Raw genomic sequence first — 12,902 nt, 5'->3', positions numbered from 1 at the left:
TTTAAACCCGCTTGTGGACAGGAGAAAGGCATGAATTCCGGCCAGACAGAGGCTTCCCCCGGCCAGCGACTCACCGTGACCATGGCCCAGGTGGATTGCCTGGTTGGCGATATCCCGGGCAACGCCGAGAAAATACTGGCTTCGGCCCGCCGGGCTGTGGAAGAGCAGGGGGCGGATATCGTGGTCTTCCCGGAACTGGCCCTGACCGGCTATCCCCCGGAAGACCTGCTGTTGCGACCCAGCCTCGACGGCCGTGTCGAAGAAGCACTGGCGCGGCTGGCTGCAGAGAAGTTGCCGGCGGCCCTGGTCGTGGGCACGCCCGTACGCCGTGACGGTCTGCTCTATAACGCCGCGGTTGTTATTGACCAGGGGGAGCGTGGGGCCACTTACTTCAAGCAACAGTTGCCTAACTACCAGGTATTCGATGAGAAGCGCTATTTCGCCGCGGGGACCGAGCCCTGCGTCACGCTGATTCGTGGCGTGCCGGTTGGATTGACGGTCTGTGAAGACGTCTGGATGGACGGGCCTGTGGAAAAGGCTGCGGTGGCGGGCGCCAAGGTGATCCTGAACCTGAACGCCTCCCCCTATGACATGGACAAGCAGGCTCGTCGCAAGGCGTTGCTGGAGCGGCGCGCCCGAGAGAATGGTGTGTCGGTGGTGTACGTCAATATGGTGGGTGGTCAGGACGAATTGGTCTTCGATGGCGGTTCGATGGTGGTCGACCATTCCGGGGAGCTGGCCGTTGAGGTGCCCCAGTTTGCCGAAGGTCTGTATCCCGTTGAGTTCATTGTGGAGCATCACTGCCAGCCCGTAGCACAGGTGCCGATTCCCGAACCGTCGCTGGAGCAGAATGTCTACAACGCCCTGGTTTGGGGGGTGCGCGATTATGTGAACAAGAACGGCTTCGCCTCTGTCGTACTGGGCCTTTCCGGAGGCATTGATTCCGCGGTCACGCTGGCGGTTGCCGTCGATGCCCTGGGCGCGGATCGGGTGCGGGCGGTGATGATGCCATTCCGGTACACCTCGGGCATCAGCCTGGAAGACGCCGAAGCCGAAGCCACGGCGCTGGGTGTGCAATACGACGTCTTTTCCATCGAGCCGATGTACGACGCCTTCATGGCCGCATTGGCTGAGCCCTTTGAAGGCACAAAGCCGGATACCACCGAGGAGAACCTCCAGGCCAGGTTACGCGGCGTGTTGCTGATGTCCCTGTCCAACAAATTCCGCTCACTGGTGCTGACCACCGGTAACAAGAGCGAAATGGCGGTCGGGTATTCCACGCTGTACGGCGATATGGCCGGTGGTTTCGACGTGCTCAAGGACGTGCCGAAAACGCTGGTGTATCGGATCGCCAACTATCGCAATACCCTGGGGGCGGTCATTCCGGAACGGGTGATTACCCGGCCACCGTCGGCCGAACTGGCTCCGGACCAGAAAGATGAGGACAGCCTGCCCGGCTATGACATCCTCGACCAGATCCTGCATCAGTATATCGAACGCGACATGAGCGCCGAGGCGATCATCGCCCAGGGATTCGAGCGTGCGGATGTCGAAAGGGTGGTTCGGCTGGTGGATATCAACGAGTACAAGCGCCGGCAGGCGCCCATCGGTGTGCGGATTACCGAGCGAGGCTTCGGCAAGGACCGGCGCTATCCCATCACCAATGGCTGGAAACTGGGGAAATAGCGCCGGGGAGAGGGCGACGGGGTACGGTTACTCGTCGCCCATCAGGCCGAAGGTCACCACGCTGCTCAGCGAGCGATCCTCTTCCTTCATGGTGCTTGGCTGGTACTTCATGTTCTTGTCGAAGGCGTCGCTGTTGGGGTAGTTGATGGCCAGCAGCGCCGTCGCATCGTCGGCCGCTTTCTGCAGGTCGAGGAAACGGTAGGTGTCGATCAGGATCTTCAGGGCATCCTCGACGGCGGGCGTCTGGGGGAAATTCTCCAGGACGTAGCGGGCGCGGTTGTTTGCCGCGATATAGGCCTGACGCTTGATGTAGTAACGGGCCGCATGCAACTCCAGACGGGCCAGGCGGTTGCGGATGGCCACCATGCGCTGGCGGGCATCGGCGGCGTAATCGCTGTTCGGGTAACGGCTCAGCAGTTCGGAGAAGTCCCGGAAAGCCTGGCGCTGCTCCCCCGGATCCCGCTCGGAGATATCGATGGGGAAGAACTTGCCGGCCAGGCTGATATCCAGGTTATAGGAGGCCAGCCCACGCATGTAGAGCGCGTAATCGGCGTGTTCGCTTTGCGGGTTGAGGCGCAGGAACCGGTCGGCGGCGGAACGGGCCCCTTCCAGGTCGAGATTCTGGTAACGGGCATAGATCAGGTCCAGTTGGGCCTGTTCGGCATAGCGACCGAAGGGATAGTAGGTTTCCAGCGATTCCAGGTTGCGCTCGGCTTCGTTGAAATTGCCACTGTTCATGGCCGATCGGGCCTGCTCGTAGTAGGTTTTTTCCGGCAGGACTTCTTCCGGTTTGGATGCACAGCCGGCGATCATCGCAAGGATGGCCGACAACAGCAGCAAGCGAACACCTGATCTCATGCCTGATTCCCGTATAATGAAAAGCGTTCGACATTGTAACGGCCCTGTACCACCTTGTGCAGGGGCCTGACATGCTTTACGAAAATTTTAGGGGATTGAATGTCCGCGAAAGACCGTATCAACGGTGAATTTGAAGTGCCGGCCGAGCTGAGCGACCGACGCCTGGACCAGGCGGTGGCCGAGTTGATGCCCGATCACTCCCGATCCCGTATCCAGGGCTGGATCAAGGCGGGCGACCTGACGGTTAACGGCGAGGCCCGGAAGCCGCGGGACAAAGTGATGCTTGGCGACATCATCACCGTGAATGCGGAGCCGGAAGTTCAGGTGACCTGGGAAGCGGAATCCATCGAACTGGATATCGTCTACGAGGATGAGCACGTCCTGGTGATCAACAAGCCGGCCGGGTTGGTGGTACATCCCGCCGCCGGCCATGCGGCGGGCACCCTCGTCAACGCCCTGCTGCACCATGCGCCGGAAGTCGACAAGCTGCCGCGGGCGGGGATCGTGCACCGCCTCGACAAGGATACCAGCGGCCTGATGGTCGTCGCCCGCAGCCTGATTGCACACACCTCCCTGGTCGACCAGTTGCAGACCCGCACCATGGGGCGGGAATACGATGCAGTCATGGTGGGCACGATCACCGGCGGTGGCGTGGTGGATGCGCCGATCGGTCGCCACCCGACCCAGCGCAAGAAGATGGCGGTGGTCCGGGACGGCAAACCGGCCGTGACCCATTACCGGCTGGTTGAAAGATTTCCGGCCCACACCCACGTACGCTGCAAGCTGGAAAGTGGTCGGACCCACCAGATCCGGGTGCATATGGCCCATATCCGCCATGCACTGGTCGGTGATCCGGTCTATGGCGGGCGAATGCAGTTGCCGAAAGGCTGCACGCCTGAACTCAAGGAGGTTCTTCGCCAGTTCCACAGGCAGGCCCTGCATGCCCGTCAGCTCACACTGGTCCATCCGGCCACCGATGAAGAAATGACCTGGGAGGCGCCGTTGCCTGCCGACATGCTTGAGCTCCTCGAGGCCCTCCGAGCTCATGCCCGCGCCCAGGAATCGTTGTGAAACTGCCGCTGATTGTGCCGGACTGGCCGCTGCCGGAGAACGTTCGGGCAGCCGTGAGTACGCGCGTCGGGGGACTGAGTGTGCCGCCCTTCGATACGCTGAACCTGGGGGATCATGTTGGTGATGCCGTGTCGGCAGTGACGGCCAATCGGGCCCGGCTGGCGGACGCCCTGGAAGTCAGGCCGGAGTCGATCGGTTGGATCCGTCAGGTTCATGGGACCGGTGTGGCCCACTTGCCCGCTGACGCCGGTCATGAGGCAGACGCTTCCTGGACGCGTGAGCCCGGCGTAGCCTGCGCCGTCCTGACCGCGGACTGCCTGCCGGTGCTGTTCTGTGCTGACGACGGCTCACAAGTGGCGGCCGCCCACGCCGGCTGGCGCGGCCTGGCTTCAGGCGTGCTGGAGGCGACGCTTGCCACCTTTCCGGCGATTGCCGGTGTCCGCGTCTGGCTTGGGCCTGCCATCGGGCCGGACGCTTTCGAGGTCGGCAGCGACGTCTTGCAGGCGTTCGTGAAGGACGATCGCACTGCCGCGTCCGCCTTCCGGGATGCTCCGGGGCGCCCGGGACACTACCTGGCCGACCTGTATACCCTTGCCCGTCACCGACTTTGCCGGGCCGGCGTGCGGGCGGAGCGGATATACGGCGGCGGGTTTTGCACCTTCAGCGACCCCGGGCGCTTCTATTCCTATCGCCGTGACGGTGAAACCGGTCGCATGGCGAGCCTGATCTGGCGCCTCTGACGCCAGCACGCTCGCCATGTTCAACAAAATTTGATCCAGCGCAACCGCCTACCTGATTTCCCCGACTGCCGCTTGAAGTCCCCTCCGGCGCCCCTACATTTAAAACAGATCCCAACGCCAGAGGCCGTTTGAGCGCCTCCGATATCGGCGTTATTCATCAAGACTCGAGGAAACAACATGCGAATCGACAAGCTGACCAGTCGACTCCAGACCGCACTGGCCGATGCGCAGTCCATTGCGGTTGGCAAAGACAACAACTTTATCGAACCACTCCACCTGATGCAGGCCTTGCTGGACCAGGACGGGAGTTCCATCAAACCGCTGCTGAAGCAGGTCGGGGCAGACCCGGCCCGTTTGCGCCAGTCCGTGGCCCGGGAGATCGAGAAGTTGCCCGAGGTGAAGGGTTCCGCCGGCGACGTGTCCATGTCCAATGACCTGGGCCGCCTGTTCAACATTGCCGACAAGCTGGCTCAGCAGCGCAAGGATCAATTCATCTCCAGTGAGCTTGTCCTGCTGGCGGCATTGGAAGACCGCGGCTCCCTGGGCCGGGTTCTGCGCGAACACAGCGTGGATCGCCAGGCGCTGGAGCAGGCCATTGACGAAGTTCGGGGCGGTGAATCGGTTGACGATGCGTCCGCCGAAGAGAACCGTCAGGCCCTGTCCAAGTACACCATCGACCTGACCGAGCGTGCCGCCGAGGGCAAGCTGGATCCGGTGATCGGCCGGGACGACGAAATCCGCCGGACCATCCAGGTCCTGCAGCGCCGGCGCAAGAACAACCCGGTACTGATCGGTGAGCCCGGTGTGGGTAAGACCGCCATCGTTGAAGGTCTGGCCCAGCGGATCGTCAATGGCGAGGTGCCCGATGGCTTGAAGGACAAGAAAGTCCTGTCCCTGGATATGGGCTCGCTGATTGCGGGCGCCAAGTTCCGCGGTGAATTCGAGGAGCGCCTCAAGGCCGTACTCAATGAACTGTCGAAGCAGGAAGGGCAGATCATCCTGTTTATCGACGAGATCCACACCATGGTGGGGGCCGGTAAGGCTGAAGGCTCCATGGATGCGGGCAACATGCTTAAACCGGCATTGGCGCGGGGCGAGTTGCACTGCGTCGGTGCCACGACCCTGGACGAGTATCGCGAGAACATCGAGAAGGATGCGGCCCTGGAGCGTCGTTTCCAGAAAGTGCTGGTATCCGAGCCGTCTGAAGAAGACACCATCGCCATCCTGCGTGGCCTGAAGGAGCGCTACGAGGTGCATCACGGCGTCGAGGTGACCGACGGTGCCATCATAGCGGCGGCCAAGCTGTCGCATCGGTACATCACCGACCGACAGCTGCCGGACAAAGCGATCGACCTGGTGGATGAAGCGGCCAGCCAGATCCGTATGGAGATGGACTCCAAGCCGGAGGCCCTGGATCGTCTGGAGCGTCGGCTGATCCAGTTGAAGATCGAACGCGAGGCGCTGAAAAAGGAAACCGATGCGGCTTCCAAGAAACGCCTTGCAGAGCTAAAGGATGTGATCGGCAACGTCGAGCGTGAATACGCCGACCTGGAAGAGGTCTGGAATACCGAGAAGGCGGCCCTGCACGGTTCCCAGAAGATCAAGAGCCAGTTGGAGCAGGCCCGGATTGATCTGGAGAACGCCCGCCGCGCCGGCGACCTGGGCAAGATGTCCGAGCTGCAGTACGGCACGATTCCGGAGCTCGAACGCCAGCTGGATATGGCCAGCCAGGCCGAGATGATGGAAATGAAGCTGTTGCGTAACCGGGTCACCGACGAAGAGATCGCCGAGGTGGTTTCGAAGTGGACCGGTATCCCGGTGTCCAAGATGCTCGAAGGTGAGCGCGACAAGTTGATGCGCATGGAAGAAGCCCTGCACGAACGGGTGATTGGTCAGGACGAGGCCGTCGAAGCGGTGGCCAATGCCGTCCGCCGCTCCCGCGCCGGACTGTCCGATCCCAACCGGCCGAATGGTTCGTTCCTGTTCCTGGGGCCGACCGGGGTGGGTAAGACCGAGCTGTGCAAGTCGCTGGCCTCGTTCCTGTTCGACACTGAAGAGGCGATGGTGCGGATCGATATGTCCGAGTTCATGGAGAAACACTCCGTCGCCCGGCTGATCGGCGCGCCTCCCGGTTATGTGGGTTACGAGGAGGGCGGTTACCTGACCGAAGCGGTGCGGCGGCGTCCCTACTCAGTGCTGTTGCTGGACGAGGTGGAGAAGGCGCATCCGGACGTGTTCAACATTCTCCTGCAAGTATTGGAAGATGGTCGCCTGACGGACGGTCAGGGGCGCACGGTCGATTTCCGCAACACGGTGATCGTCATGACGTCGAACCTCGGTTCGGACCTTATCCAGACCATGGCCGGCAAGGATGACTACAACGCCATGAAGGATGCGGTGATGGAGGTCGTCGGCACCCATTTCCGCCCGGAATTCATCAACCGGGTGGACGAAGTGGTGGTCTTCCATCCGTTGGCCCGCGACCAGATCGAAGGCATCGCGCGTATCCAGATTGGCTCGTTGAGTCGTCGGCTGCGGGAACAGGATATGACACTGGAGTTGACGGATGCTGCGATGGACCGGATCAGCGAAGTGGGGTACGACCCCGTCTACGGTGCGCGTCCGCTGAAGCGGGCGATCCAGCGGTTGATCGAGAATCCGCTGGCACAACGTCTGCTGAAGGGGGCGTTTGCGCCGGGCGATACCATTGTGGCCGACGTCGAGGGCGATCAATTGGGTTTCAGCCGCAAAGCCGCCTGATTCTGCCGATGACACCTGACCCAACGGAAAAGGGGCCTTCAGAGGCCCCTTTCTGTCTGCTGGCGCGAGTGATCGACGGGCCTCAGTTCTTGCAGTCCTCGTCGATGATTTTCTGGAACTCGTCTTTCTTCTTCTGGATCTCTTCCGGCGTCAGGTAACGCTGCTCCCCATTCTCGCTGATCTTGATGCGCGCATGGGAGTTGATGGTTTGCAGGTTCTTGGTGGCTATCTCGCAGTTTTTCTCGCGCTGCTTGGCCTGGGCCTCTTCCTCGCGGCTCTGCTTGTCCTTCTCGGCCTGATCCGCGCGGGACTTGTCGAGAGCGTCCACCTTTTCCTGTGGCGACATTCGGGCTTCACCGGTGTCGGCCTTTGATGTGCCTGAACGAACGTTGACGGTTTCGCTCTTCTTGTTTATGGGTTTTTGATCGCCGAAGTGGACGACGCCGTTCTCATCCGTCCACTTGTAGACGGAGCCTGCCGTCGCTGAAAAGGCGCTGACCGAAAGCAGGCATGTCAGAAGGATTCCAGTCTTATTCATGCAGATACAACCTGTTTCCCTGTTCAACCGGCTGTTGGATGCCGGCGGATTCAACTGTCACATCGCCATTCTGCCATGGCCGGACTCATTCTGCTTAGGATTAGCCAAAAACTGTGCGATGGCCAGCACCGGGCTGTGGTAATTATGTAACCGAGACATTCCCGGAGACACCGCCAGTACGCGCCTTGACGAGGTTTCGCTATTGACAGCACGTTTCCCGCTGTCACAATTGGCGATTGCCTGAAAACAGGGGTGAATACGGCAGGCAATCCCGAGCAGTATCCCCGTTGATTACCACACTGAACCTTTCGCGCATCCCGCGTGACGGGCTGTATGTCGTGCAGCCCGACGAATGGCCGTCCTCCGGCACCCTCAGGAGGCCCGGCTGGCCAGGAGAGACAACCTCTGCGTCCCTCAGTGTGGTGGAATGTCCGGTCCGGCTTCCACAAGAAGCGATGCACCGGATCCCCAGGCAACCGGCGACAGTCCGGTACATTCACTCTATAGAGAGGGTAGAGAAAGTGGAGTTATTGTCTGGCGCAGACATGCTGATCCGGTCCCTGCAGGATGAAGGGATCGAGTACATCTACGGTTATCCGGGTGGTGCAGCGCTGCATATTTATGACGCCCTGTTCAGGCAGGACAAGGTCAAACACATCCTGGTACGCCATGAGCAGGCCGCTGTTCATATGGCGGACGGCTACGCCCGGGCCAGTGGCAAGCCCGGCACCGTCCTGGTGACGTCCGGCCCCGGTGCGACCAACACCATTACCGGTATTGCCACCGCCTTCATGGATTCCATCCCGATGGTGGTCCTGTGCGGTCAGGTGGCTTCCACCCTGATTGGCGAGGATGCCTTCCAGGAAACCGACATGATTGGTGTGTCCCGTCCCGTGGTGAAGCACAACATCAGTGTGCGCCATCCGTCGGAGATCCCCGAAGTTATCCGCAAGGCCTATTACATCGCCGCTACCGGCCGTCCGGGCCCGGTCGTGGTCGATATCCCCAAGGATATGACCACGCCCAACGAACGCTACGAGTACGAGTACCCCAAAAAGGTCAAGCTGCGCTCCTACAACCCGGCGATCCGCGGCCATGCCGGCCAGATCCGCAAGGCGGCGGAAATGCTGCTGGCGGCCAAGCGGCCGGTGATCTACGCCGGCGGCGGTGTCGTTCTCGGCAAGGCCTCGGATCAACTGACGGAACTGGCGCATATGCTGGGTCACCCGGTCACCAATACCCTGATGGGGATTGGCGGCTTCCCGGCATCCGATAAGCAGTCCCTGGGCTGGCTGGGGATGCACGGCTCCTACGAATCGAACATGGCGATGCACCACTCCGATCTGATCCTGGCGGTTGGCGCGCGGTTCGATGACCGGGTGACCAACGCCACCGAGAAGTTCTGTCCGGGGGCTCGCATCATCCATATCGACATCGATCCGGCGTCCATCTCCAAGACCGTTGAGGCGGACGTGCCCATCGTGGGACCGGTGGACTCGGTGCTGAAAGAGCTGATCTCCCTGGTTCGGGAAAGCAAGGCCAAACCCGACAAGGACGCGCTCAAGGCGTGGTGGAAACAGATCGACGAGTGGCGGGCCTTCCACGGCATGCGCTATGAAAAGAGCGATACCCATATCAAACCGCAGGAAGTGATCGAGGCGCTGCACCGTCTTACCAACGGTGACGCGTACGTGACGACTGACGTCGGTCAGCACCAGATGTTCACGGCCCAATACTACAAGTTCAACAAACCCAATCGCTGGATCAACTCTGGCGGCCTGGGCACCATGGGCTTCGGCCTGCCGGCGGCCATGGGCGTCAAGTTGAGCTACCCGGACGATGAGGTGATCTGTGTTACCGGCGAGGGCAGCATCCAGATGAATATCCAGGAGCTGAGCACCTGCAAGCAGTACAACCTGCCGGTGAAGATCGTCAACCTGAACAACCAGGCGCTGGGCATGGTCAAGCAGTGGCAGGACATGAACTACGAATCCCGTCACTCGCAGTCCTATATGGAATCCCTGCCGGATTTCATCAGGCTGGCCGAGGCCTATGGCCATGTGGGTATTCGCATCGACCGCAAGGAAGACCTTGAGTCCAAGCTCAAGGAAGCCTTCGCGATGAAGGACAAGCTGGTCTTCATCGACATCTATGTTGATCCGCACGAGCACGTCTACCCGATGCAGGTGGCCCGTGGCTCGATGAAGGATATGTGGCTCAGCAAAACGGAGAGGGTGTGATCCATGCGTCGAATCATTTCGGTTTTGCTGGAAAACGAGCCGGGTGCACTGTCCCGCGTTGTCGGGCTGTTCTCCCAGCGTAACTACAACATCGAGACCCTGACGGTTGCGCCGACTGAGGACGAGACCCTCTCGCGCCTGACGGTCACCACGACGGGATCGGATCGGGTTATCGAGCAGATTACCAAGCAGTTGAACAAGCTGATCGAGGTGGTCAAGCTGGTGGATCTGACCGAGGGGTCGCACATCGAGCGTGAGCTGATGCTGATCAAGCTCAAGGCGAGCGGATCGCAGCGCGCCGAGATCAAGCGAACCGTCGACATCTTCCGCGGCCAGATCGTGGACGTGACCAGTACGGTCTATACCGTCCAGTTGGCCGGAGACAGCGACAAGCTCGACGCCTTTATCCAGGCCGTCGGTACCACCGGTGTGCTGGAAGTCGTGCGTTCGGGGGTTTCCGGCATCGCCCGGGGCGAGAAAGTACTCAGTATCTGATTGAAACCATTCATTGAATTGCGACCGGATGCGGTCCGATAGGTAACAGGGGAAAGTTATGCAGGTTTATTACGACAAAGATTGTGATCTCTCCATCGTCCAGGGCAAGAAAGTAGCCATCATCGGTTACGGCTCCCAGGGACACGCCCATGCCAACAACCTCAAGGACTCCGGTGTTGACGTTGTGGTTGGTCTGCGCGCCGGCTCATCATCCGCGGCCAAGGCGGAAGGTGCGGGCCTGACCGTCAAGACCGTTGCCGAAGCTTCCAAGGAAGCCGACATCGTGATGGTGCTGGCGCCGGACGAAAACCAGAAGGCGATCTATGAGAACGAGATCGAGCCCAACCTGAAAAATGGCGGTGTGCTGGCGTTCGCCCATGGCTTCAACGTGCATTACAACCAGATCGTTGCCCGCAAGGACCTGGATGTGATCATGGTCGCGCCGAAAGCGCCGGGTCACACCGTTCGCACGGAGTTCGTCCGCGGCGGCGGCATCCCCGACCTGATCGCCATCCACCAGGATGCGTCCGGTAACGCCAAGAACATCGCGCTGTCCTACGCCAGCGCCATCGGCGGCGGTCGCACCGGCATCATCGAGACCACGTTTCAGGACGAAACCGAAACCGACCTGTTTGGCGAGCAGGCAGTCCTGTGTGGTGGCACCGTTGAGTTGGTCAAGGCCGGCTTCGAGACCCTGACCGAAGCGGGCTACGCTCCGGAGATGGCCTACTTCGAGTGCCTGCACGAGCTCAAGCTGATCGTCGACCTGATGTACGAAGGCGGCATTGCCAACATGAACTACTCCATCTCCAACAATGCGGAGTACGGTGAGTACGTGACGGGCCCGGAAGTCATCAACGAGCAGTCCCGCGAAGCGATGCGCAATGCCCTGAAGCGTATCCAGAGCGGGGAATATGCCAAGATGTTCATCCAGGAAGGCAATACCAACTATCCGTCCATGACAGCGCGTCGTCGACTCAATGCCGGTCATGACATCGAAGTTGTTGGAGAGAAACTGCGCTCCATGATGCCCTGGATTTCCGCGAACAAGATCGTGGACAAGGAAAAGAACTAAGCGTTAGCTGGTTCGGGAAAGCGCGACCTGCGGGTCGCGCTTTTTTCGTTATGGGCATCATGCTTAGCATTTTCGTCACTTGACCGTACCGGGGAATGGATCGGCTATAATGCCCGTTGCATGTTTTGTGGGTTGAATGGGAATGAGCGAAAAAAACGAATCGGAAAACAGTGTGGCGAGCGCGGATGAAGCGCTGCAGGAAAACGGAGAGGTTGTGGAGGAAGAAGTGGTCGAGGGTGCGCGTGTTCGCCGTAAGGGAATCTATCTGCTGCCCAACCTGCTGACGACGGCCTCGCTGTTTTCAGGTTTCTTCGCAATGGTGTCGGCGGCCAATGGCATGTTCGAGAAAGCCGCGATCGCCATCTTCGTCTCCATGATCCTCGATGGTCTGGATGGTCGTGTTGCCCGGATGACCAATACCCAGAGCAAGTTTGGGGAGGAGTACGATAGCCTGGCCGATATGGTGGCTTTCGGTGTGGCGCCGGGGTTGGTGGCGTTTTTCTGGTCCCTGAACGGTTTCGGCAAGTTCGGCTGGGCGATCACCTTTATTTACGTGGCGGGAGCCGCATTGCGTCTGGCCCGTTTCAATACCCAGATTGGTTCGGTGGACAAGAAGTACTTTGTGGGGTTGCCCAGTCCATCCGCTGCTGCAGTCGTGGCTGGGTTGGTCTGGTGTTTCCAGGGGTTCGAGCCCCAGCTCTGGCTGAAGATGTTGACGGTGCTCGTTGTAGCCGGTGCCGGCATTCTGATGGTCAGTAACATCTTCTATCGCAGCTTCAAGGATCTTGATCTTCGGGGGCGGGTCCCCTTTGCAGCCATCCTGGTGGTTGTCCTGGTGTTTGTGGTTGTAACGCTCGATCCGGGCACCGTGCTCTTTGCGGGTTTCCTGATTTACGGCCTGTCCGGGCCGACCCAGGCGCTGTTTCGTAAAATGCGGAAGCCAAAGCCGGCCGCCGCCGAATTACCGGATAGCGATCAGTAGTCCCCTCCGTTTTTCAAGAAAGGCCGTGCCCACTCCAGGCATGGCCTTTTTTGTTTCGGATGAGGTTTGGGGGTGAGGGGGCAGGCTCTTTTCCTGAGAGCTTCTTGGTCCGGCTTGACCTGGGTATTTTTTGAGCGTTTCGGGGTGATTCCGATCGTTTTGTGATCGATGTGTATCGGAAAACCGAGACGCTGGGAAAAAAGCGTCAAAAAGGGCTTTACAGGCCCGCTGGGGTCTGTAGAATGCGCATCTCTTTCGAGGGGCCCGCCACAGAGGCGGGGCCGAAATCGAAAGGCAACCGATTGTTTTGGTTTGGGATTTCGAGTTTCAGGATTCTTCAGGGCAACGGTTGACAGGGTGGCAAAGCCGTGTAGAATGCGCGCCACCTTGAACGGGCAGCCGGCCCGGTTCGGCGGTTTTCGGAAGTAGCGGAAAGCGCTGAAAAATAACGGTTGAC

The 12,902-nt window shown here is 60.2% G+C and carries 11 protein-coding genes; 8 read left to right on the top strand and 3 right to left on the bottom strand.

What is annotated here, in order from left to right; genetic code table 11:
• Positions 1-30: 30 nt before the first annotated feature.
• Complete coding sequence (locus EZI54_RS17510; RefSeq protein WP_131483178.1) at positions 31-1,686, top strand: NAD+ synthase; 1,656 nt, start codon at positions 31-33, stop codon at positions 1,684-1,686.
• A gap of 27 nt (positions 1,687-1,713) precedes the next feature.
• Here the strand turns inward: EZI54_RS17510 and EZI54_RS17505 are convergent, their stop codons facing one another.
• Positions 1,714-2,544, bottom strand: coding sequence for an outer membrane protein assembly factor BamD (locus EZI54_RS17505; RefSeq protein ID WP_131483177.1), 831 nt, complete (start codon positions 2,542-2,544; stop codon positions 1,714-1,716).
• A 99-nt stretch (positions 2,545-2,643) separates the two neighbouring features.
• Between EZI54_RS17505 and rluD the strand changes: the two genes are divergently transcribed.
• The 3 genes from rluD (at position 2,644) to clpB (ending at position 7,115) form a co-directional block, all read left to right on the top strand.
• Positions 2,644-3,615: a 23S rRNA pseudouridine(1911/1915/1917) synthase RluD gene (gene rluD / locus EZI54_RS17500; protein ID WP_131483176.1), complete on the top strand. Its 972-nt coding sequence runs from the start codon at positions 2,644-2,646 to the stop codon at positions 3,613-3,615.
• Positions 3,612-4,355, top strand: a complete 744-nt coding sequence (gene pgeF, locus EZI54_RS17495) for a peptidoglycan editing factor PgeF (RefSeq protein ID WP_242674511.1) — start codon at positions 3,612-3,614, stop codon at positions 4,353-4,355. Before rluD ends, pgeF begins: the two co-directional genes overlap by 4 nt.
• A 177-nt stretch (positions 4,356-4,532) precedes the next feature.
• The gene (gene clpB / locus EZI54_RS17490; RefSeq protein ID WP_131483175.1) at positions 4,533-7,115 is read left to right on the top strand and encodes an ATP-dependent chaperone ClpB; all 2,583 of its coding nucleotides are present in this window, start codon (positions 4,533-4,535) and stop codon (positions 7,113-7,115) included.
• 82 nt (positions 7,116-7,197) lie between these two features.
• On the opposite strand, the gene EZI54_RS17485 is transcribed toward clpB, so the two are convergent.
• Positions 7,198-7,653, bottom strand: coding sequence for a DUF4124 domain-containing protein (locus EZI54_RS17485; RefSeq protein WP_131483174.1), 456 nt, complete (start codon positions 7,651-7,653; stop codon positions 7,198-7,200).
• A gap of 521 nt (positions 7,654-8,174) precedes the next feature.
• On the opposite strand from EZI54_RS17485, the gene EZI54_RS17480 reads away from it, so the two are divergent.
• The 4 genes from EZI54_RS17480 to pssA all read left to right on the top strand — a co-directional run bounded on the left by EZI54_RS17480 (position 8,175) and on the right by pssA (position 12,445).
• Positions 8,175-9,893, top strand: a complete 1,719-nt coding sequence (locus EZI54_RS17480) for an acetolactate synthase 3 large subunit (protein ID WP_131483173.1) — start codon at positions 8,175-8,177, stop codon at positions 9,891-9,893.
• Between the two features lie 3 nt (positions 9,894-9,896).
• Positions 9,897-10,388 carry an acetolactate synthase small subunit gene (gene ilvN / locus EZI54_RS17475; protein ID WP_123636764.1) on the top strand — a complete coding sequence of 164 codons (492 nt, stop codon included), beginning with the start codon at positions 9,897-9,899 and terminating at the stop codon, positions 10,386-10,388.
• A 58-nt stretch (positions 10,389-10,446) separates the two neighbouring features.
• On the top strand, positions 10,447-11,463 hold the full coding sequence (ilvC, locus tag EZI54_RS17470; RefSeq protein ID WP_131483172.1) for a ketol-acid reductoisomerase: 1,017 nt from the start codon (positions 10,447-10,449) through the stop codon (positions 11,461-11,463).
• 142 nt (positions 11,464-11,605) lie between these two features.
• Positions 11,606-12,445: a CDP-diacylglycerol--serine O-phosphatidyltransferase gene (pssA, locus tag EZI54_RS17465; RefSeq protein ID WP_131483171.1), complete on the top strand. Its 840-nt coding sequence runs from the start codon at positions 11,606-11,608 to the stop codon at positions 12,443-12,445.
• Here the strand turns inward: pssA and EZI54_RS24860 are convergent.
• The coding region (locus EZI54_RS24860) for a hypothetical protein (protein WP_207389260.1) at positions 12,439-12,902 on the bottom strand (464 nt) is incomplete at its 5' end. The genes pssA and EZI54_RS24860 overlap by 7 nt on opposite strands.

Source organism: Marinobacter halodurans, assembly GCF_004327985.1.
Classification (GTDB): domain Bacteria; phylum Pseudomonadota; class Gammaproteobacteria; order Pseudomonadales; family Oleiphilaceae; genus Marinobacter_A; species Marinobacter_A halodurans.
The sequence above is the reverse complement of the archived record's forward strand: the minus strand, read 5'-3'. Positions and strand labels throughout refer to the sequence as shown.

Coding starts and splice junctions, on each gene's coding strand:
- EZI54_RS17505 (WP_131483177.1), bottom strand. CDS start 2,544: ATGAGATCAGGTGTTCGCTTGCTGCTGTTGTCGGCCATCCTTGCGATG.
- ilvN (WP_123636764.1), top strand. CDS start 9,897: ATGCGTCGAATCATTTCGGTTTTGCTGGAAAACGAGCCGGGTGCACTG.
- pssA (WP_131483171.1), top strand. CDS start 11,606: ATGAGCGAAAAAAACGAATCGGAAAACAGTGTGGCGAGCGCGGATGAA.
- ilvC (WP_131483172.1), top strand. CDS start 10,447: ATGCAGGTTTATTACGACAAAGATTGTGATCTCTCCATCGTCCAGGGC.
- rluD (WP_131483176.1), top strand. CDS start 2,644: ATGTCCGCGAAAGACCGTATCAACGGTGAATTTGAAGTGCCGGCCGAG.
- clpB (WP_131483175.1), top strand. CDS start 4,533: ATGCGAATCGACAAGCTGACCAGTCGACTCCAGACCGCACTGGCCGAT.
- EZI54_RS17510 (WP_131483178.1), top strand. CDS start 31: ATGAATTCCGGCCAGACAGAGGCTTCCCCCGGCCAGCGACTCACCGTG.
- EZI54_RS17485 (WP_131483174.1), bottom strand. CDS start 7,653: ATGAATAAGACTGGAATCCTTCTGACATGCCTGCTTTCGGTCAGCGCC.